This is a genomic window from Myroides sp. C6-3 (genome assembly GCF_050522425.1).
In the GTDB taxonomy this organism is placed as follows: domain Bacteria; phylum Bacteroidota; class Bacteroidia; order Flavobacteriales; family Flavobacteriaceae; genus Flavobacterium.
Genome location: NZ_JBMVQP010000020.1, coordinates 46572 through 68395, shown reverse-complemented (window position 1 = coordinate 68395; position 21824 = coordinate 46572). Strand labels below are relative to the sequence as shown.

Annotated in this window: 21 protein-coding genes and 1 pseudogene; 16 read left to right on the top strand and 6 right to left on the bottom strand. The window is 36.7% G+C overall.

The features are described 5' to 3' along the window. Window positions 1-217, bottom strand: a 217-nt coding sequence (locus ACPDG9_RS09905; RefSeq protein WP_430527599.1) for a hypothetical protein, incomplete at its 3' end; no start/stop codon positions are given. Window positions 218-241: 24 nt separating this feature from the next. Here ACPDG9_RS09905 and ACPDG9_RS09900 point away from each other — a divergent pair. The 4 genes from ACPDG9_RS09900 (at window position 242) to ACPDG9_RS09885 (ending at window position 3754) form a co-directional block, all read left to right on the top strand. Further along, entirely contained in the window at window positions 242-859 is a 618-nt protein-coding gene (locus tag ACPDG9_RS09900; protein WP_430527598.1) for an SCO family protein, read from the top strand. Further along, window positions 860-1237 (top strand): hypothetical protein, encoded by a 378-nt coding sequence (locus ACPDG9_RS09895; RefSeq protein WP_430527597.1) that lies wholly within the window; start codon window positions 860-862, stop codon window positions 1235-1237. It abuts the gene before it with no gap. 116 nt (window positions 1238-1353) lie between these two features. Then, window positions 1354-2220: an AraC family transcriptional regulator gene (locus ACPDG9_RS09890; protein ID WP_430527596.1), complete on the top strand. Its 867-nt coding sequence runs from the start codon at window positions 1354-1356 to the stop codon at window positions 2218-2220. Window positions 2221-2332: 112 nt separating this feature from the next. Continuing rightward, window positions 2333-3754, top strand: a complete 1422-nt coding sequence (locus ACPDG9_RS09885) for a serine hydrolase (protein WP_430527595.1) — start codon at window positions 2333-2335, stop codon at window positions 3752-3754. Between the two features lie 107 nt (window positions 3755-3861). Here the strand turns inward: ACPDG9_RS09885 and ACPDG9_RS09880 are convergent, their stop codons facing one another. Then, window positions 3862-4599 carry a hypothetical protein gene (locus tag ACPDG9_RS09880; protein WP_430527594.1) on the bottom strand — a complete coding sequence of 246 codons (738 nt, stop codon included), beginning with the start codon at window positions 4597-4599 and terminating at the stop codon, window positions 3862-3864. A 740-nt stretch (window positions 4600-5339) separates the two neighbouring features. Here ACPDG9_RS09880 and ACPDG9_RS09875 point away from each other — a divergent pair. The 3 genes from ACPDG9_RS09875 to ACPDG9_RS09865 all read left to right on the top strand — a co-directional run bounded on the left by ACPDG9_RS09875 (window position 5340) and on the right by ACPDG9_RS09865 (window position 7878). Then, window positions 5340-6245, top strand: coding sequence for an RHS repeat-associated core domain-containing protein (locus ACPDG9_RS09875; RefSeq protein ID WP_430527593.1), 906 nt, complete (start codon window positions 5340-5342; stop codon window positions 6243-6245). Between the two features lie 10 nt (window positions 6246-6255). Continuing rightward, entirely contained in the window at window positions 6256-6459 is a 204-nt protein-coding gene (locus ACPDG9_RS09870; protein ID WP_430527592.1) for a hypothetical protein, read from the top strand. A 465-nt stretch (window positions 6460-6924) separates the two neighbouring features. Then, window positions 6925-7878 carry a Fic family protein gene (locus ACPDG9_RS09865; RefSeq protein WP_430527591.1) on the top strand — a complete coding sequence of 318 codons (954 nt, stop codon included), beginning with the start codon at window positions 6925-6927 and terminating at the stop codon, window positions 7876-7878. Window positions 7879-8031: 153 nt separating this feature from the next. Here ACPDG9_RS09865 and ACPDG9_RS09860 read toward each other — a convergent pair whose 3' ends face one another. After that, complete coding sequence (locus tag ACPDG9_RS09860) at window positions 8032-8136, bottom strand: 30S ribosomal protein THX (protein ID WP_430527590.1); 105 nt, start codon at window positions 8134-8136, stop codon at window positions 8032-8034. Window positions 8137-8392: 256 nt separating this feature from the next. On the opposite strand from ACPDG9_RS09860, the gene ACPDG9_RS09855 reads away from it, so the two are divergent. The 7 genes from ACPDG9_RS09855 to ACPDG9_RS09825 all read left to right on the top strand — a co-directional run bounded on the left by ACPDG9_RS09855 (window position 8393) and on the right by ACPDG9_RS09825 (window position 18005). Next, window positions 8393-10378, top strand: coding sequence for an alpha-ketoacid dehydrogenase subunit alpha/beta (locus ACPDG9_RS09855; RefSeq protein ID WP_430527589.1), 1986 nt, complete (start codon window positions 8393-8395; stop codon window positions 10376-10378). A gap of 27 nt (window positions 10379-10405) precedes the next feature. Continuing rightward, entirely contained in the window at window positions 10406-11359 is a 954-nt protein-coding gene (locus ACPDG9_RS09850; RefSeq protein ID WP_430527588.1) for a phosphoribosylaminoimidazolesuccinocarboxamide synthase, read from the top strand. 11 nt (window positions 11360-11370) lie between these two features. Beyond that, window positions 11371-12006: a nitroreductase family protein gene (locus tag ACPDG9_RS09845; RefSeq protein ID WP_430527587.1), complete on the top strand. Its 636-nt coding sequence runs from the start codon at window positions 11371-11373 to the stop codon at window positions 12004-12006. 236 nt (window positions 12007-12242) lie between these two features. Then, the gene (locus ACPDG9_RS09840; RefSeq protein ID WP_430527586.1) at window positions 12243-14648 is read left to right on the top strand and encodes an alpha-ketoacid dehydrogenase subunit alpha/beta; all 2406 of its coding nucleotides are present in this window, start codon (window positions 12243-12245) and stop codon (window positions 14646-14648) included. Between the two features lie 233 nt (window positions 14649-14881). Beyond that, window positions 14882-16147, top strand: coding sequence for an aminotransferase class I/II-fold pyridoxal phosphate-dependent enzyme (locus ACPDG9_RS09835; RefSeq protein WP_430527585.1), 1266 nt, complete (start codon window positions 14882-14884; stop codon window positions 16145-16147). Between the two features lie 359 nt (window positions 16148-16506). Further along, the gene (locus ACPDG9_RS09830) at window positions 16507-17001 is read left to right on the top strand and encodes a hypothetical protein (RefSeq protein ID WP_430527584.1); all 495 of its coding nucleotides are present in this window, start codon (window positions 16507-16509) and stop codon (window positions 16999-17001) included. A 233-nt stretch (window positions 17002-17234) separates the two neighbouring features. Then, window positions 17235-18005, top strand: a complete 771-nt coding sequence (locus ACPDG9_RS09825) for a hypothetical protein (protein ID WP_430527583.1) — start codon at window positions 17235-17237, stop codon at window positions 18003-18005. A gap of 196 nt (window positions 18006-18201) precedes the next feature. On the opposite strand, the pseudogene ACPDG9_RS09820 reads toward ACPDG9_RS09825, so the two are convergent. Next, a pseudogene (locus ACPDG9_RS09820) lies at window positions 18202-19179 on the bottom strand (Bcr/CflA family efflux MFS transporter); the annotation flags it as partial. A gap of 12 nt (window positions 19180-19191) precedes the next feature. Beyond that, window positions 19192-19386, bottom strand: coding sequence for a hypothetical protein (locus tag ACPDG9_RS09815; RefSeq protein ID WP_430527582.1), 195 nt, complete (start codon window positions 19384-19386; stop codon window positions 19192-19194). A 19-nt stretch (window positions 19387-19405) separates the two neighbouring features. Between ACPDG9_RS09815 and ACPDG9_RS09810 the strand changes: the two genes are divergently transcribed. After that, entirely contained in the window at window positions 19406-19930 is a 525-nt protein-coding gene (locus ACPDG9_RS09810) for a hypothetical protein (RefSeq protein ID WP_430527581.1), read from the top strand. Window positions 19931-19954: 24 nt separating this feature from the next. On the opposite strand, the gene ACPDG9_RS09805 is transcribed toward ACPDG9_RS09810, so the two are convergent. Then, complete coding sequence (locus tag ACPDG9_RS09805) at window positions 19955-21043, bottom strand: M42 family metallopeptidase (protein ID WP_430527580.1); 1089 nt, start codon at window positions 21041-21043, stop codon at window positions 19955-19957. 79 nt (window positions 21044-21122) lie between these two features. On the opposite strand from ACPDG9_RS09805, the gene ACPDG9_RS09800 reads away from it, so the two are divergent. Next, a complete protein-coding gene (locus tag ACPDG9_RS09800; RefSeq protein ID WP_430527579.1) occupies window positions 21123-21818 on the top strand; it encodes a DUF4294 domain-containing protein in 696 nt (231 codons plus the stop codon). The last annotated feature ends 6 nt before the right edge of the window (window positions 21819-21824 follow it).

Sequence of the window (21824 nt, the reverse complement as noted above, 5' to 3'; positions counted from 1 at the left end):
CTAGGTGAGATATATTCATCGAACACGAAAACCAATATGAACTAGGTGAGATATATTCATTGAATACAAAACCAATATCAACTAGGTGAGATATATTCATCGAACACGAAAACCAATATGAACTAGGTGAGATATATTCATTGAATACAAAACCAATAAATAAGCACACAGAGACGCGCACCAGTACGGTCATGTTGTTTTTTACCTGTGTATGCATAATATTTTTTGTACTTTTGTAAATATGAAGCGAATCATTCCTTTTCTGTTTATCTTCGTGGCTTGTTCGAAAGAGAGCAAAGAATTGCCGTATTTAGGTAATCATACCACCGTGACGTCACCTACAGGTGAAAAGACAGAAAAGTATTATGAGATTCCCGCGTTTAGTTTGCGCAACCAAGATAGTTTGGTCGTGAATAATCAGACGTTAAAAGGCAAAGTGTATATTGCCGATTTCATCTTTTTGCAATGTCCGACCATATGCCCTAAAATGAATACAGAGATGAAAAGGGTCTATGATCAGTATAAGGATGTGGAAGAGGTGGTATTTGTTTCTCACACCATAGATCCTAAAAACGATTCCATTCCTGTATTGAAAGCCTATAGTACATCGCTAGGTGTCGATGCTGCTAAATGGCACTTTTTGCATGGAGATGAAGCAGTAATGCATCAATTAGCACAAGGGTATTTCATGCAGGCTTATCAAGAAAATAACGCCCCTGGTGGGTATGCGCACAGCGGTGGGTTTTTGTTGATTGATCAACAACAGCACATTCGAGGCGTATATGACGGTACAAGTACAACCGATGTCGATCGATTAAGTAAAGAAATTCAACTTTTGTTGAAAGAAAAGAGGGAGTAAATGAAAAAACATATCATACTGCTCTTATTGTTTTCTTTTCTCTACCAAAATACCTCGAGTTTTTGGATCATTACTTCATTTTACCTCAATCAAGAATACATTTCCGATAATTTATGTGTCAATCGATTTGACGCGATTCCTATGTGTTATGGAAGTTGTTATTTACAGGATGAATTAGCGCAGGATTCAGATAAAAAAATGGAGCTTCCATTGCTGAAAAGCAAAGAAATACAACCTTTGTTTCTTCAGTCGATTGCATTTGACCTACTGGAAGTACAGGCTATCCCTGCAGATGCCATGCAGTATACAACGGAAATCAATCCGCTTGTTGTTCAATCTTTTATTTTTCGTGTTTTTCAACCCCCTGAAAAGGTGTGAATTTTTGAAAACCAACAATCTTAGGCCTATGCGTCACTTCTTTTACCTAACAAGGTAAGGGAATACTAGGCTAGTAAGATTGCTCACATGAAGTTGAACCATTAAAAAGTAAACGTATGCAAGCGAATAAAGTACCCGTTTGCACTATTGGCTTATTCCATCCATTCAATGACCTTTGGATGGATTCAATCGAAGGTTTTAATCAAAAATACGCCCAACTAACTACCCCACACAGCAATGCTTTTTACTTGATCCTGTGTCTTGAAGAAGGAGAGGGAATGTTGGTGATTGATCAAGATAAATTTAGTCTTACCTCGTCTCAATTTTTGATTATTAAGCCAAATTGCATTAATACCATAACCTTTACAAAACAGGCAAGAGGAGTTATTATTGGCTTTACAGCTGATTTTTTCTCTTTGCGCTATAACACCAATGTGCTTCATCAATTTTCGTATTTTACAGAAGTGAATCACACCGTTTTTACCTTGTCCGAGGAAAAATTAAACCCGCTGACTTTTTTACTTCGACAAATGTTGGACGAGTTTAAAACCAAGAAAAAAGCCTCTCAGAAGGTTTTGCGTTCGTATTTGAATATACTGTTGATCGAATTTGATCGCTTGTATGTACCTGTGCAGGCAGTAAAAGTGCACAATACCATAAATGACAAAATACAGCGCTACCAAATGTTGATTGAACAGCATTTTAAAACCCATAAAATGCCTTCGGATTATGCAGAAATGCTCAATATCAGTACCAATTATTTAAATAAAATCTGTCGAAATATAGTAGGGCAAACGTCGGGTAATTTAATTAAACGCCACATTATCTTAGAAGCCAAACGCTTGTTGAGCTATACGACTAATTCTATTAGCGAAATAGCCGATGAGCTTGGATTTGAGCATCCTTCTTACTTTGTGACTATTTTTAAAAAGGCGACGAATCAAACGCCAGAACAGTTTAGAAAAAGTCAGCGGAATGCTTGAAAAGGATTTGGTTTTACTCTAAATACAACGCGAAAAACGCTTTCGTTTTGTTAAATGTATTACGGATTCGTTTCGAAATGAGTACCTTTAATTTTTATAAAGTAAAAAAGATATGATAGTAAAGCGTTTGCTTTTGTTTTTTTGTTTAGTAGGTGGCTTGTTGCAGGTGCACGCACAGGATCAGGTCGAAAAAGTAATGCGGGTTTTTGTAGAAGATTACAATACCAGTAATTACGATCAATTCTATCATCGTTTTTCCGAGTCTTTGCAAAGTAGAGTGCCTTTCAATACCGTTGAAGCCTTTTTTGGCGAAATGAAGCAGAATTTAGGTTCTATCGTCAATATAGAGTACTATGGTTTGAATGAAGACCAAACGCCTTTGTTTAAAACCCAATTTGAAAAAGATACCGCGATTGTTAACTTCGCCTTTGATGAAGAAGCAAATATTGTGGGGTTCCGAATTTTGGATTATGTCAACCAAGAAGATTTAAGAAAAGAATTATCGGCAAAATCAATCGATGATATTATCTATGATAGTGCAGCATATTTACCGGAAGAAGGACAATTGGCCTTGGCTATTATCCGAAATGATCAGGTCGAATACTACGGAATAGAGAAAAAGGGAAAATCACTTATTGAGTTAGATAATAAAAAAGGGTTATTTGGCTTGGGTACATTTACCTCTATCTTTACCAATACTATTTTAGCACAAGCCGTGGTTGACAACAAGGTGAACTTGTGGGATGATATCAATGCTTACTATCCACAACCTTTTAAAGATACTTTGTCTTTTTCTTTTTCGGCTTTGGCGAATGGAAGCGCAATGATGCCTTTCTTTCCGAAGATTACCCTAGTCCCACAGGATATGGAAGGGAAGAAGAAAACAAAAAAAGATCGATATGGCGCAGTGGGCAATGCCTCTATTGCTAATTATTTGGCGGAAGATATTGTTTTAGATACGCTAAATACGAGAGGGCGTTTCTCTATTTTTGGAATTAGCGTTTTAGGTGATGCTTTAGCACGTGTGTATCAGCAACCCTATGCTCGTTTATTTCAGACCCATATCGTTGAACAATACGGGCTACAAACAACTTATCTCATTAAACCCAAACGAACAAAAGTAGTGGGATCCATTGGGAAGGTCGAGTTGGGATTAGATAAAAAAGCAAACTACTTTGATGTCTTTTTGCCTTCTACCCAAGGGTATTCTACAGTGGAAGACTTGTCAAAATATGTACAAGCTTATTTTAAACCCCATCATCCAGAATTGGAGTTAATGCAAAAGCCCACAATGATGATTACACCTGAGGATTGGATCAGTTTGGGATGGCGCTTGAATTTTTTCGGACCGAAAGAAACGCTTTTTTTTCATCGAGGGATTGATGTAGCATATACGAATTTTATTAGTTTAAGTCCAGAACGACGAGAAGGTATTGTTGTTTTGAGCAATAGTTCTGACGATGATGTCGTTCAATTGGTGGAAAATTTAAGCTTTCAATTGTGGTCGAAACTCGTTTTAGAAGATAAAGAATAATAATATAAAAGGGTTGATCTAACGATCAGCCCTTTTTTTATACTCGATTGTTGCGGGTTAGTACAACTTAGCCTCCGATCTGTGGCTGTAGCAAGATTTGGAATAATCTAGTAGATATGACCGTTGTGTACATAAACAATAGTAGCGGGATGAAAAAGGCTGTTGTTGATACACCTTGTTTTGTCCATATTTACTTTTTGTATGTAGTGTACTTCCGCTATCATTACAGTAAAGTAGGGGGGTAAAAGGAGTGGTGTTTCCCAAACTTGAGCATCGATGACCTCATTTTTTGAAAAGTGCATCGAAAATGTTTTGCTCTCTGTCGAGGATGGATGAGGAAACAGGACGGGAATAAGCGTAAAATCTAATCGAACCTCTGTTGTGTTTTTTGGAAAAACAAAGTGATCTTGTACAGTAAAAGAATCCAGCATAAGGACCACAGTGTTGCAATTCATCGTTACTACCTGAATGGGCAACGTACAAGAATCTGCAAAAGGGCTATGACTGTTGAGGTCGAATCCTACAAGGCTTTGCATATTTGTGTTGAAGAAGGTGCGTTCTTTAGAAGGTATTTCCACGTTGTTTTTTAGTGCGTTATACGTCGCACTAGTAAAACGGCGAAAGAGTTCGCGGTCGTGATTTTTACCAATGATTGTACAAAGAGCGAAGCGAATGAGTTTGCTGTATTTAGAAGCATAACCAAAGGCTTGTGCTGCTTTTTTTGTATTTGCGGTCTGTTTTGGGTGTATGCATTTTTGCTGTATAATATTCTGATTATTAGATACGCGTGTAGTGACGCTGCCTATTGCGCCTCTAAGATTTCCATTTTTGTCTATTTTAGCCATAATTTTTTGTTTTTGGGGTTTAAGGGAGGGTGTAGTAGGGTCCTGTGGGATAACTTCTTAGTTCATCAATTGTGAGTCCATAGTGCCTCTATTAAAAACAGCTGTTTTAATGGACGCACTATGGACTCACCATGGACTCACTATGGACACACCCCAAAGGAACTACATACAATTGTGCATTAAACATCCTTGTTCCAGCGTGTAAATTACATTTTATTCGCATCTGATTTTTACAAGGTTTGTGAGATAGTTGAAAGTTATACGTAATAAGGCATTTTAATTTTATTATAGTATCAAATGATAGTACCCGATCGCGCGGATTTAACTTCGTTCAATTCGGCTAAAGCCTCGGGTGCAATCCGTGCGCATAAATAAAAAACGAAAAACCCGCTAGTCGAAAGATTAACGGGTTTTGTTTTATAAAATAGCTTGAGCGTTAGTTAGCAAACGCTTGTTTAGTTTTAAAATTTTGGATGTAAGTATTCATGATATGGGATAAGACTTTATTGTTGAAGTATTTTCGTATTCGTTTACCAAAGTCTATTTACAATTCAAAAGTTAGTTATCTTTAATCCTTGGCAATACCGCCTAACGTATTCCGATGCGAATAAAAACGACAAAATAGATGTTGGTGAGATCATTGAAGAAACGAACTATTATCCTTTTGGCTTGGCACATCGTGGCTATAACGAGAAGAATAATACCATTGGAGAAAAATATAAGTATCAATACAATGATTATTGAGAATAAAGCGTTTAGCTTTAGGTGAAAATACCGCACGTAGTGCTGAATTACAGGATGAGTTAGGATTGAATTTGTACGATTACGGTGCAAGGAACTATGATGCCGCAATTGGTCGATGGATGAATGTGGACCCGTTGGCGGAACAGTTCCCAGGATGGAATCCGTATCACTATGTACACAATAACCCGATTAATTTGGTGGATCCTACGGGGATGAGTGCGGAAGAATTAGATAATGAGTATAAGGTTAATATTTTAGGAGGTGCAGCTCAAGAACCTATAAAAACAGGTGATAAGGGAGGTGATTTTGTTGATTACGTGACTTATGTTAACTTAGATACTCCAGCTCCTTATGCGCCAGAGACAACTACTGAAGTTCAGTTTGTTCAATCTACCGAATCAACAGTAACAACGAATATCTCTGCTCTACATGGTCAAGTAGCCACTATAGACAGAGGACCTGGATTTAAACGTGATATAAAGTATCAAGCTCAAAGTCAAGGAATAGAAGCAATGGGTGTAGACTCTCCGTTTTTTGTGATGGGGGGAGTTGGTTCTATATTTAGCAGAAGTAGTGCTGCTAAATCGGGATTAACTAATGCGGAAGCCAGATTATGGTATAATAATCAAGCTAAGTCTCTTAATACTTCGGTTGCTTTAACGGAGCAAAATGCTATAACTTTACATAGACAACGAAATGCATTAAAAACACAGACGAGAGCTATGATGGCAGATAGAGAGGCTGCAAAGATGCTTGATAAAATATACCCAATTCAACCATTTAGTTATTATGTAAATAAATATTCTAAGCAAGGTTTTTCAGGTGAAAAATTATGGGAAAAGATAATTCAAGGATCTACCACACCAAATAAAAATGTAAATGCTAAATTTGGAATCAAATAAAATTATATTTATGAATAAAAACGCACTATTGGAGACAAATTTAATATGGAAAATACACTCAACTGATAACAGGTATTTTTATGTTGTTATCGATGAAAAAATTATCATATTAAGGATTAATAATTTTCCTGAAGAACCAATGTTTACAATAATAGATGGTTTGAATATTTTTGATATTGAAGATAAACCTATCGGATGGACGTTCGAGGAATAAAAGTAACGTAGTAAACCATAAACACCGATCGCGCGTAGTCTGCTGTGAATGGACAAAAGTTAGAAACAATGTTCAATGCTGTATATGAGATGATAGTAGGTCTATCACAATCGTTGTACAAGCGAGGGGTGCAAACCGCCTTTCGCTGCTTTGAAAGTAATAGACAGTTATTGAACGGAAAGAGGAAAAGACTATCAAGAATAGTTAGGTGCGAATAAGGGAGATGAACGCAAGTGAACCCGATCGCGCGGACTTAACTTCGTTCAATTCGGCTAAAGCCTCGGGTGCAATCCGTGCGTCTAAATTATAAAAGAAGAAAACCCGATCGCGCGGATTTAATTACGTTCAATTTAGTCAAAACCTCAGGTGCAACCTGTACCATTATTTTTTCTCTTATTTTACAAGACTGAGCATTCTTGATAGATTAAATGTTTAACTTTGTGATAGTATCAAATGATAGTATCAATGAAGCCACCTTATGAAATAACAGCAGCAATCTTAAAGTATATTTCTTCCATTTCAGAAAAAATTGGAGCAGTTAATGCAAAGTATATCATCAAAACAAATCCTACTTTAAGAAAACAAAATCAAATCAAAACGATTCATTCTTCCCTTCGTATTGAAGGAAATACCCTTACTGAAGAGCAAATAACTGCTATAATAGAAAATAAAAGAGTAGTAGGCCCAGAAAAAGATATTTTGGAAGTTTTAAATGCTTTGGAAGTTTATAAAAATATAAACAACTTACATCCAGAAAAAGAAAGAGATTTTTTAAAGGCGCATCAATTACTGTTACAAAAATTAATTGATAAACCTGGAAAATACAGAAATCAAGGCGTTGGAATTGTAAAAGGTTCGAAAGTGGAACACATTGCTCCGCCATTTGATCATGTACCATTTCTAATGAAAGATTTATTTGAGTATTTGAAGGATCAAACGGAATTAACGCTAATTAAAAGTTGTGTGTTCCATTATGAAATGGAATTTATTCATCCTTTTTTGGATGGCAATGGTAGAATGGGGCGATTATGGCAAACACTAATTCTTATGCAAGAGTATGCTGTTTTTGAGTTTTTGCCTTTCGAGACTCTAATATCAAAAAATCAAGAGGCCTATTACAAGGCATTATCTCAATCAGATAAGGAAAGGCAATCAACTAGGTTTATTGAATATATGTTGAGTATTATCGATCATTCATTAGCGGAACTATTAGAAAATTCAGGTAAGAAGCTGACAGAGACAGATCGAATTACGATGTTTCTAGAAAGTAATAAAAAAGAATTTACGCGAAAGGAATATTTAAGCTTTTTTAAAGACATATCCTCAGCAACGGCAAGTCGAGATTTAAAAAAAGCTGTTGAAGATGAGTTAATTGAGAAGAAGGGAGATAAAAAGACCACAACCTATATAAAACGGTAAAACAGTGTGCTTTAAAATAACTATTATGCGTGGGAATACTACCCTCAATCGCGCGTACTTTCACCTTAAATCCGCGCCATCGGGGGGGCACAAGAACCATAAAAAACAAAGCGGATGTCTTTTTGGAGACATCCGCTTTGTTTTATGTGCAGCTTATGCTTTAGAGGAAGTAGGTTTGTTAGCCTTTCTCGGTCTTTTACGACCATATGATTTATTTACTATCTTACCTCTTCGTGTTTTTAAATCTCCTTTTCCCATAATAAAAAATTAAAGTTTAACATTCAATTTCCCAAGATACGAATTTTAATAGAAAGAATGAATTTTTAGTGCTTAAAAGTATAAGAATCAGATTTTTCGCTAAAGATAGAAGTGGAGGAGTCCGAGAGAGAAACACCTACAAGTTGACAAAAGCGAACAAGGAGAAAAGAAGTAAAAAAATCTTGCCTAAATGTTGTGTAAATTAGTTTGTAGAGTTGCTATTTAAGCCTTATTTTAGTGCCCTTTAAAACCAATTATGAAACATATAGATTATAACCGAAGAGACCTATCAGATCAAACCCTAGTTGAGCTGTATAAAAGGCTATTGAAACCAAGAATGATTGAAGAAAAGATGCTTATTTTAATCCGTCAAGGAAAAGTGTCGAAATGGTTTTCTGGAATTGGGCAAGAAGCAATATCGGTTGGTATTGTAGCTGCTTTAGAGAACGATGAGTATGTGTTGCCTATGCATCGTAATTTAAGTGTTTTCACCTCTAGAGATATTCCGTTGTACCGTTTGTTTTCACAATGGCAAGGAAAAGGTGAAGGTTTTACAAAAGGGAGAGATCGCTCGTTCCACTTCGGTACACAAGAGTTTAATATCGTAGGGATGATTTCGCATTTAGGTCCACAATTAGGTGTGGCAGACGGAATTGCCTTAGCACATAAATTGCGTGAAGAAAAGAAAATTACCGCTGTATTTACAGGAGAAGGGGCAACTTCTGAAGGAGATTTTCACGAAGCATTAAACGTAGCTTCCGTTTGGGACTTACCTGTGTTATTCGTTATTGAGAATAATGGGTATGGTTTATCAACCCCAACAAACGAACAATATCGTTGTGAAAACTTAGCTGATCGCGGTATTGGATATGGCATGGAAAGTCATATCATTGATGGAAATGACATCTTAGAAGTATATACGAAGATTGATGCCTTGGCCAAATCCATGCGCGAAAACCCACGTCCCGTATTGGTGGAGTTCTTGACGTTTAGAAGAAGAGGACACGAAGAGGCGAGTGGTACGAAATACGTTCCACAAGAGCTAATGGATATGTGGGAGAAGAAAGATCCGGTTGAAAACTACCGTGCTTACTTAAAAGAAATCGGTGTTTTGACAGATGCCTTAGATGAGGAAATCAGAGCAGCATTCAAAAAAGAAATCGATACCGATTGGAAACGCACCCAAGAAGAGGAGCCGATCCAAGCGAATCTGGAAACCGAATTAAACGATATGTACGCGCCATTTACCTACGAACACGTGGAAGCAAGTGGGGAGATGAAAAACATTCGCTTAATTGACGCAATCTCAGAAGGATTAAAACAGTCGTTCGAGAGACACCCAGAGTTAATCATCATGGGGCAAGATATTGCAGAATACGGAGGAGCATTTAAAGTAACGGACGGATTCGTAGAACAATTTGGTAAAGGACGCATTCGCAATACGCCAATTTGTGAGAGTTCAATCGTTTCTGCTGCCATGGGATATTCCATCAATGGAGGAAAAGCGATTATGGAAATGCAATTTGCCGATTTCGTTTCGACAGGATTCAACCCCATTGTAAACTATTTAGCAAAAGTACATTACCGTTGGAATGAAAAAGCCGATGTAGTGGTGCGTATGCCATGTGGTGGTGGAACACAAGCGGGACCATTCCACTCGCAAACCAATGAAGCGTGGTTTACAAAAACACCAGGATTAAAAGTGGTTTATCCTGCATTTCCAGCTGATGCAAAAGGATTGATGAATACTGCAATTAACGATCCTAACCCGGTTATTTTCTTTGAACACAAACAATTGTACAGAAGTATTTACCAAGATGTACCGAGTAACTACTATACGATTCCATTTGGTCAAGCGGCTTTAGTAAAAGAAGGATCAGATGTGACGATTGTATCTTTCGGAGCAGGGGTACACTGGGCTTTAGAAACGTTGGAGAAACACCCAGAGATCCAAGCAGATTTAATTGACTTGCGTACTTTACAACCATTAGATACAGAAACTGTATATAAATCAGTAAAGAAAACAAATAAAGTTATAATTTTGCAAGAAGACACTCTATTTGGAGGTATTGCAAGTGACCTATCAGCAATGATTATGGAAAACTGTTTTGAACACTTAGACGCACCAGTAAAACGCGTGGGAAGTATCGAAACAGCCATCCCATTTGTGAAAGCTTTAGAAGATCAATATTTGCCAAAAGGTAGATTTGAAGCAGCGCTATTAGATTTATTAGCGTACTAAAAAGAAAGAACTACACAACATACATATATGAGTAACACAATCACACAGACTAATTTTAAATTTCCAAACCAAAAAAGCGTGTACCACGGAAAAGTAAGAGAAGTTTACACCATTGCAGACCAAGTTTTAGTTATGGTAGCAACGGATCGCTTATCTGCTTTTGACGTGATTATGCCTAAGGGGATTCCGTACAAAGGACAAATATTGAATCAAATTGCAACGCGATTCATGCAAATGACAGCGGATATTGTTCCAAACTGGCTGATTGCGAGTCCTGATCCCAATGTTGCAGTAGGACATATATGCGAACCTTTTAAGGTAGAAATGGTGATTCGAGGCTATTTAGCAGGACATGCAGCTAGAGAATACAAAGAGGGAAAACGAGTATTGTGTGGTGTTGAGCTGCCTGAAGGATTAAAAGAAAACGACAAATTGCCGCAACCAATTATCACCCCTTCAACGAAGGAAGATTTAGGGTTGCACGATGAGGATATTTCCAGAGAAGATATTTTAGCACGTGGTATTGTTTCAGAAGAAGATTACCTTGTTCTCGAACAGTACACTAGAGCCTTATATCAAAGAGGAAGTGAAATTGCTGCGCAAAGAGGGTTGATTCTCGTGGATACAAAATACGAATTTGGAAAGACCAAAGACGGAAAAATTGTGTTGATTGATGAGATTCACACCCCAGATTCTTCGCGTTATTTCTATGCAGAAGGGTATGAAGAGCGCCAAGCAAAAGAAGAACCTCAAAAGCAATTGTCTAAAGAGTTTGTGCGTCAATGGTTAATTAGTCACGGTTTCCAAGGAAAAGAGGGGCAGCAGGTGCCAGAAATGACAGATGAATACATTCAAACGATTTCAGAGCGCTACATCGAGTTGTATGAACATATTTTAGGAGAGTCTTTTGTAAAAGCAGATGTTTCGAATATCAATCAAAGAATTGAAGCGAATGTAGAAGCATTTTTGTCTAAAATTTAAAAAGTAAAGCGATGACATTAGTAGATAATTTAAAGTGGCGTTATGCTACGAAACGCTATAACAGTGCAGTCAAATTAGACGAAGGCAAAGTAATGCAGATTGTAGAAGCTGCTCGTTTAGCGCCAACATCTTCTGGATTGCAGCCTTTCGAAATGGTTTTAATTAAAAATCAAGAAGTAAAGGAGCAGTTATTTCCAATAGCAATGAATCAGATGCAGATCAAAGAATGTTCGCATTTGTTGATTTTTGCGGCTTGGGATAGTTATACGGACCAAAGAATAGATTCCGTATTTGATAATATGGAGGCGATTAGAGCGTTGCCAAAAGGAGAGATGAATGATTTTAAGAACAGCATCAAGGCTAATTTTAAAAGTCAAACACAAGAGCAACAATTTCAACATGCAGCCAGACAGGCTTATATCGCTTTTGGTATGGCTATTGCTGCTGCGGCTGAATTAAAAATTGACGCTTCTCCAATGGAGGGGTTCCACAATGATCAGTTGGATGCCTTCTTAGGGCTAGATAAAAAAGGACTTAAGAGTGTAACCATTTTAGCACTAGGGGAGAGAGATCCAGAAAACGATTGGTTGATGCCGATGAAGAAAGTGAGATTTTCATTGGAAACCCTGTTAACCGTTATCGAATAAAATAAAAAAAGCCTTTGTTTAAATCAACAAAGGCTTTTTTACTTTTGCTATATTGAGGATTTAGTAATCAAAAGCTTTTTTTTAAGATATGATTTTTATATTCTTATTTTTTTTGTGCTTTTAGTTCGTAAAATCTAAAAGAACAGTGTTGGAATTCGCAATAATCCTTTGCTATAAATTAGCTTTTTTGTTTGGATTATTTTATATTCGTATCCTGTAAAATATTAGATTACGCGATGAGTCAAAATAAAAAAAACACAGCACTTTCTTTTGAAGATTTTAAGAAAGAGGTTATTCAAGATTATACAATTGCAAAGATCAGTAGAGAATGTAGTTTACTAGGTCGTCGTGAAGTTTTAACGGGTAAGGCTAAGTTTGGGATATTTGGAGATGGAAAAGAGGTACCACAATTAGCTATGGCTAAAGCTTTTCAGAATGGAGATTTTAGATCCGGATATTACCGTGATCAGACCTTCATGATGGCAATTGGTCAGTTAAATATCCAACAGTTTTTTGCTGGTTTATTCGGTGATGCCAATATTGAAAATGACCCTATGTCAGGTGGACGTCAAATGGGTGGGCACTTTGCTACGCACAGTTTGGACGAAAATGGAAAGTGGAAGAAACTAACGGAACAAAAAAATTCAAGTGGAGATATTTCACCTACAGCAGGTCAAATGCCTCGTTTACTTGGACTTGCACAAGCATCGAAGTACTATAGAGCCATTCCTGAAGCAGATCAAAACCAACAGTTTTCAGTTAGTGGAAATGAGGTAGCTTGGGGAACAATTGGAAATGCTTCTACATCAGAAGGCTTGTTTTTCGAAACAATCAATGCTGCTGGTGTACTACAAGTGCCGATGGTAATGAGCGTTTGGGATGACCAATATGGGATTTCAGTACACGCGAGATACCAAACAACAAAAGAAAATATTTCTGAGATATTAAAAGGATTCCAACGCGATGAGCATGGGAACGGATATGAAATTCTACGCGTCAAAGGGTGGGATTACCCTGCTTTAGTAGAAACCTATGCGAAAGCAGCTCAAATCGCTAGAGAAGAGCACGTTCCGGTATTGATTCACGTACAGGAATTAACACAACCCCAAGGACACTCCACATCGGGATCACATGAGCGCTACAAAAGCAAAGAGCGCTTAGCTTGGGAGGCAGAACAAGATTGTATCTTGCAAATGAGAAATTGGATGATTGAAGCCAATATCGCTACTGCCGAAGAGTTAGACGTACTTGATAAAGACTTGAAAAAACAAGTATTGGACGGTAAAAAAGAGGCTTGGAAAAATTACTTAGATCCTATTATTGCAGAGCGCAATGAATTAGTAGCTGTTTTACAGCAAATTGCTGCTCAGAGTCCGAATAAAGTATTTATCGAAAAGCACATAGCAGACTTACAAGGGTTAAAAGAGCCTATTCGCCGTGATGTTTTAATTGCAGCACGTAAAGTATTGCGTTTGATCGTACAAGAGGGAGGTAAAGACCTGCTACTTCAATTTATCGAGAAATATTACGCAGCTGTACAACCTAAATACAGCTCCCATTTATTTTCAGTTTCAGATCAAAAAGCAGAACACATTCAAGAAGTCGCGCCTAGTTATGATGCAGATGCAGAAGAAGTAGATGCGCGTGTAATTTTACGCGATAACTTTGATTATATCTTGGCGAATCACAAAAATGTAACAGTTTTTGGAGAAGATTCAGGAAATATTGGAGACGTTAACCAGGGGTTAGAAGGATTACAAGAAAAACACGGAGAAGAACGCGTAACAGATACAGGAATTCGCGAAGCAACGATCTTAGGACAAGGAATAGGAATGGCGATGCGTGGTTTACGCCCGATTGCTGAGATCCAATACTTAGACTATTTGTTGTATGCGATTCAAATTATGAGTGATGACTTGGCAACTTTACAATATAGAACAGTAGGTCGTCAAAAAGCGCCTTTGATTGTGCGTACGCGTGGGCACCGTTTGGAAGGGATTTGGCATTCAGGATCTCCAATGGGGATGATTATCAACGCAATCCGTGGAATGCACGTTCTAGTACCTAGAAACATGACAAAAGCCGCTGGATTTTATAATACCCTATTAGAAAGCGATGAACCTGCTTTGTTAATTGAGTGCTTAAACGGGTATCGATTGAAAGAAAAAATGCCTAACAATATTGGGCAATTTAAAACAGCCATCGGTGTTGTAGAAACGATTAAAGAAGGGGCAGACCTAACGATTTTATCCTATGGATCTACTTTGCGCATTGTAGAACAAGCAGCAAAGGAATTGATGGAAGTAGGTATTGACGTTGAAATTATCGATGCGCAAACCCTATTGCCGTTTGACATCCAACACGATGTAGTGAAGAGTTTAGCGAAAACCAATCGCTTATTGGTGGTAGATGAAGACGTTCCTGGTGGAGCATCAGCATATCTATTGCAACAAGTGTTAGAAGTTCAAAAAGGATATCGTTATTTAGATAGCGAACCGCAAACACTTACTTCAAAAGAACACAGACCAGCGTATGGAACGGATGGAGACTATTTCAGTAAGCCATCAGCAGAAGATGTATACGAAAAAGTATACGCTATTATGCATGAAGTAAATCCAACAAAGTTTCCAAAACTGTATTAATAATAAGATAAAAACCTCTCAAATTGAGAGGTTTTTATTTATTTCATAATTTTTGCCCTCAAATTATGAGAGTAAAAACTATTTTTTTAATTTGTATATTAAATAATTCTACCTGTTTTTGAAAAAAAACAAATAGAATTTAATCGGTAAATAGAGAAATTCTCTCTTATTTATTATGAAAGCATACAAAATATGAGTAATTTTGCAATTGTTTTTTTAAACATAGTTATATTATGGTAAATGATTTATTTGACAGAATACAGAAGAATAAAGGACCTTTAGGAAAATGGGCGTCTCAAGCTGAAGGATATTATGTTTTTCCTAAACTAGAAGGACCTTTATCAAATCGTATGATGTTTCATGGAAAAGAAGTAATCAACTGGAGTATCAATGATTACTTAGGGTTGTCAAATCATCCAGAAGTAAGAAAGGTAGATGCTGAGGCAGCCGCAGAATATGGTGCAGCTTACCCAATGGGAGCTCGTATGATGTCTGGGCATACTACGGTGCACGAACAACTTCAAGATGAGTTAGCTGCATTTGTTCAAAAGGAAGCTGCTTATTTGTTAAACTTCGGTTACCAAGGAATGGTGTCTATTATTGACGCATTAGTAACAAAGAATGACGTAATTGTTTACGATGTTGATTCGCATGCTTGTATTATTGATGGAGTGCGTTTGCATATGGGGAAACGCTTTACGTATAAACACAACGACATCGAAAGTTTTGAAAAGAACTTAGAGCGTGCAACTAAAATGGCTGAAACAACAGGTGGCGGTATTTTGGTTATCACAGAAGGGGTGTTTGGAATGCGTGGACAGCAAGGAAAATTAAAAGAAATCGTTGCGTTAAAAGAGAAATATAACTTTAGATTACTAGTAGATGATGCACATGGTTTCGGTACGTTGGGAGCAACGGGAGCTGGAGCAGGAGAAGAGCAAGGATGTCAAGATGGTATTGATGTTTACTTCTCTACGTTTGCAAAATCAATGGCTAGTATAGGGGCATTTGTTGCTGCTGATAAAGATATTATCGATTATTTAAAATACAACTTACGTTCACAGATGTTCGCTAAATCATTGCCAATGATTTTCACGAAAGGAGCATTGAAGCGTTTAGAACTATTGCGTACACAACCTTCTCTTAAAGCAAAACTATGGGAGAATGTGGATGCGTTGCAAAATGGATTAAAAGACAGAGGTTTCAATATTGGTGATACGAATACGTGTGTTACCCCTGTTTACTTAGAAGGTAGTATTCCAGAAGCTATGGTGATGGTAAATGATTTACGTGAGAACTACAATATTTTCTTGTCAATCGTTGTATATCCAGTAATTCCAAAAGGAATTATCTTGTTGAGAATGATTCCTACGGCTACACATACCATGGAAGATATTCAAGAAACATTAGCTGCTTATGAAGCAATCCGCGAGAAATTAGAAAACGGAACGTATAAACGCATTGCAGCTGAAACGACAGTAGATGTATCTAATGCTTAATTAGATTTCAAATAGTATAAAAAAACTCGAAACCTTGGTTTCGAGTTTTTTTTATGCCTCGTTGCCTCGCCATTCGCGTAGGGCTAATAGCTTTTTAAAAGCTAAAAGTATTCTTTTTCCTCTAGTAGCGCTCTTCCTTCTTTTTGTCTTTTAAAAAGATAAAGTAATATAATATTAAAAAATATTTGTTATTTTTGTATTTATTAGTAAATTTTATTGTTTATTATTCGTCTTTGTGTAAAAAATCAATTCCAAAGCTGATTCAGAAATAATTATCCTTACATTTGTTAACATAATTAAAAGTAAAAGTTATATATACGTTTTACTCTAGTTGATGCGTTATAGCTATAAAAAAAGAAATGAAAAGGAAAAATTATATTTGGATAATGGCTCTAGCCTTTGTACTCGTACAGTGCACAGAAGGCAAGAAGAAGGAGATGAATAAAACGGCCCCTGTCGAGCAAACAGAGGAGATAAAATTATATAAAGTAACGGAAGTTCCCTTTACAGAGAACAAAAATTACAAGCTCAAGAAAGAAGTAAAAACTAATGGAGTTCAGCACGTTAAGATAACTACAAAGGCACATTTTGATCGCTTATTTGACTCAAGTAAGCACACCAAACTCGGAGAAGAGGTGGATTTTTCTACATCATTCGTACTTGCTTTGGTGGGTATTCCCAGTACGTTAGAAACCTCTTTTTCCATTACCAGTTTAAAGGAAAAGGATGATTTTATTGAATTGACATATTGTGTAGAAGAAGAAGAAAAAGAGTTGGCGCAAGCGGTATATCCCTGTGCTATTTTGGTGGTGGACAAAAAATTTAATAAAGATATTCGCTTTTTGATTGAGTAATTTTCTGTTAAAAAAATAAAATTTAATTATAATTATAAAGACTTAACTTTTTAGTTGAGTCTTTTTTTATTAATAGACATTGGTGTTAAGTTGTTTTTATGTTATTGATTGTCACATAATTAAAGACTATAAAAACGCTGCGAATTAGCATATTGGTATTGTTTTTGTGCTAAAAATTGTAGTTTTCTATTCTTTATTTAAAGGAATAAGATTTTTACTAAAAACAATGTATTATGAGTAAATTATTATTTTTTTTGAGTTTATCTTTTGTTTTCTTTTCTTGCGAATCAGAGGATAAGAAGTCTGATTTTGATTCAATTCAAAATTATGATGTTTACGGTAGTGGATTTTGGAATACCGCGTTTGTTGATGCTGCTGGTGCTTTGGGTGGAGCAGGATCTGTTGCTAGTGTTGCTGGATGGTTTGGGTGGACACCTGCTGCGCCAATTGCCGCTGGGGCAGTTGCATTAGGTGCAGTTATTGGAGGTGAAGGGGCTTCTATTGCCTATGCAAATAGTTATTCTGTTTCTTTAAATGACGATTACTCATTTAGGGAAGACATGATTGTAAGTGAAAATTATGTGGATAAAGTAGGTTTTATTCACAATCAAGTAGTACTTGACTATATAGAAAAATATACTATCTATAATGAAGAAGTCTATTTCAATTTCTTAGAGAAAAACAAAGATCAATATGGTTTTACTGAGCAAAATCTAATTTCTTTGAATCAAATAAAAGAAGATATTAGAAGCTTAAAAGAAGATTCACACGCCGATGTAATTGCGTATACTTTAAAAAAGTTGCCAAAAGAAATAGACCAACAAAAGTATATAGAATTCTTTAAGGAATTAGGTTCATTATCCGTTAAGGAGAAAGCAATAGATTGTATCATTGGTTTTGAATCTAAGGAACTCACTAAAAAAGAATATACTGATGAAGCAAAGGTGCTATTAGGTGTTTATTTTTCGACTTTGAGGTATTCTTTATGGGTATGGAATGAATAAAGTTGTTATAATTATAGGAGGAATAGTAGTTTTTGTATTGATTTATGCCTTTGTAACAAGTAAATACAACCCTATATTTTTATTGTTATTAGGCCCAGGTTTATTAGCAATTTTTAAACTACTAAAGAAGAAGTAATAGAAAACACAAAGGGCATTTCGAGTTCGAAATGCCTTTTTTTTGTATAGATTAAACTTTTTACTTTGTTTTTTTCGTCCAAGAATACGCCCAAAAGGCAAATGGAATAGTTCCTACCATAACTAGAGCAGTTGAAAACAAGGCGTCTTTTGAAAATAGCGAAACTAGGGCGCTAGCAATAAAACACATACCCAATTGAATGGTATTTTGTAAAGCGGCTGCTTTTCCAGCATTTTTTGGAAATAACTTTAAAGCTTCAGCAACAACGATAGGGTAGCAAGCTCCATTGGCTAAAGCCATAAAACAAAAAGGAATAAGCAAACTCGTTAGCGTAGGCGTTGTGAAGATGGCTAGTGCTGCTGTAACTGCAATAGCTATAGAAAATAACGTCACAAAATAGGCTACTAGCTTCGTCCCTTCAACTTTAGAGGATAAGGTTCGATAACCAAAACCACCAATCAAAAAAGCAATGGTTTGTGGTACAAAACTAAAGCCAATCTCTCCCTCGCTATAGCCCATTTCCTTTAAAAAGAAAGGAGATCCTGTTAACCAAGCAAAGAAAGCAGCTGAACAAAACGCATAAATCATCACATTACCTACATAGGCTTTAGATTGTAATAAGGTCCAATAAGAAATACGTTCTAGCACCGGAGATTCCTCATCTTGATGCACTTTGACAGTTGATTTTTTTTGAATCGTAAAAGTGTAAAGCATGAGTGCCATCGCTATAAATGCCAACGTGATAAAGATTGAACGCCAACCAAAATGCTCTAATAGGTAAACCCCTAACAAGGGAGCTAAGGCAGGTGATAGCGCAACCAAAGGCATAATCGTAGCAAAAACGCGATTCGTTTCTTCTTTGGGATAACGCTCGATCACTAAGGCTTGCCAGCTAACCGCAGCAGCACAAACACCAACTGCTTGTATTAAACGCAAAATTAAGAATGCAGTTACATTAGAAGTAAAATAAATCGCTAAGGAAGAGAGTGTAAAAATACACAGCCCTATTAAAATTGTTTTTGGTTTTCCTACTTTGTCTGAAACCGGTCCCTATAATAATTGTGCAATCGCATATCCCGCAAGAAATAAACTTAGAGTTGCACTAATACTACTTTTGGTTGTATCTAAATCTACACGCATTTGTTCAAAAGCAGGCAGATACATATCGGTTGCTAAAAATCCAATGATACTCAATCCCGTTAAGTATACGAGAAAGAAGAAGTTGTTTTTATTTTGTTTTGGCATGTATTTAAAAATTTTGAATTTGCAAAAGTACTGTTTTTTTTGTGAGGTTTGTGAGTTTGTTCTTCCCAGAGAACCTTTCCTCTCTCTTCTCTCTTCTTTCCAATTCACAACATTACAACGAGCAAAGAACAACGAACAAAGAACAACGAACAAAGAGCAAAGAACAAAGAGCAAAGAGCAAAGAGCAAAGAACAAAGAACAAAGAACAAAGAACAACGAGCAAAGAGCAAAGAGCAAAGAACAACGAGCAAAGAACAACGAGCAAAGAACAACGAGCAAAGAACAACGAGCAAAGAACAACGAGCAAAGAACAACGAGCAACGAGCAAAGAGCAAAGAACAACGAGCAAAGAACAACGAGCAAAGAACAACGAGCAAAGAACAACGAGCAAAGAACAAAGAGCAAAGAACAAAGAGCAAAGAACAACGAGCAAAGAGCAAAAAACAAAGAGCAAAGAGCAAAAAACAAAGAGCAAAAAAAACCACTCCTACAAAGGAATGGTTTATCTATGATTGATAATTTTCTGTCAACTGTTAACAGTTAACCGTTAACTGTTAACAGTTAACAGTTAAAAATAAGAAAACGTTTCTCCGTTTTCAATTTTCAGTAAAGTATTGTAGATTAATTGAATCGTATGTTCAACATCATCTCTGTGTATCATTTCCACTGTGGTGTGCATATAGCGCAAAGGCAATGAGATGAGGGCAGAAGCAACGCCACCATTGCTATAGGCGAAGGCATCCGTATCGGTTCCTGTTATGCGGGATAAGGCATTGCGTTGAAAGGGGATCTGTTGTTCCGTTGCGGTTTTTTCAATCAAGGCGCGTAAGTTGTTCTGTACAGCAGGTGCATACGCGACAACAGGTCCTTTGCCGATGGTATTATCCCCTTCAATATTTTTATCGACCATTGGAGTATTAGAATCGTGACAAACATCCGTTACAATAGCAACATTGGGTTTTATTCTTTGCGTAATCATTTCAGCCCCACGTAAGCCGACCTCTTCTTGAACAGCGTTGACGATATATAAGCCAAAAGGCAATTCTTTGTTGTTTTCTTTAAGTAAACGAGCAACTTCAGCGATCATAAATCCGCCAATGCGATTGTCTAGCGCTCGACAAACCCATCGTTTATGGTTTAAAACAGTAAAAGTATCCGGATAGGTGATCACACAGCCAATATGAATTCCCAAATCGAGTACTTCTTGTTTACTGTCACAACCTACATCAATAAAGTTTGTCTCTATTTTTGGAGCTTCTTCTTTTCCTGCTCTATTGCGGATGTGAATTGCTGGCCATCCGAATACACCTTCAACAATTCCTTTAGGTGTATGAATATTTACGCGTTTTGAAGGAGCAATCATATGATCACTACCACCGTTGCGTACAACGTGAATAAAACCGTCTTCTGTGATGTATTTTACATACCAAGAGATCTCATCTGCATGCCCTTCAATAACCACTTTGTAGGGGGCATCGGGATTAATAACCCCAACCGCATTGCCATACGTATCAGTAATAAAAGAATCAACATAAGGACGCAAGTAGTCCATCCACAGCTTTTGTCCTTGGTATTCATGTCCTGTTGGGGAAGCATTATTTAAATACGAAGCTAAAAAGTCAAGGGAGTTCTGATTTACTATTGTATTTTTATCCATAATAATTTTTTATACGAATGTACTCATTCGCTAGGGAATACTCAATCTAATTCTTTACATTTGGTTATATTTTTAACACATGAAAAAGCTTTGTTTCTATTTTTTGGTTTTTTGGACAGTACCTTCTGTTTATGCACAGGAGACAGACTTAAAGCCTGTTCCGCCGCTTGTGCCGAGTATTGAAATGGAAGATGATACGCTAAAATACAGTATTCCAGAAATATACATTGGGACCAATGAAAAAGAAGAGCGCTACCGACAGGATATGAATATCTTGCGCAACCGCATTCGAAGAGTATATCCCTATGCCCGAGCTACGGCGGAGAATCTGATGATCTTAAATGAGAACTTAGAGAAATTAGAAACGAAAAAACAAAAAAGACAATACATCAAAGGCTCACAAAAGTACTTAGAAAGTCAATTTAAGGAGCGGATAAAAAAATTATCTCGCAAGGATGGAAAGATTTTATTGAAATTGATTCACCGTGAGACAGGGGAGACCACATTTGCTTTGATCAAAGAATTTAGGAGTGGATGGACGGCTTTTTGGTCCAATACAACAGCCAAGACATTTAGTTTAGATTTAAAATCAGAGTATCATCCCGATAGTGATTTACAAGATTTTTATATCGAAACACAGCTACAGTTTTTATTTTACACCTATCAGCTAGATTTCAGTCAAGGAAAAGAAAAGATTGATTTCAATGCCTTGCGAAAAATGTGGAAGCTCAAGATTAGCGACCAGGAGTTTTTTCCAATTGAATTAAGGGAATAGTTTTGG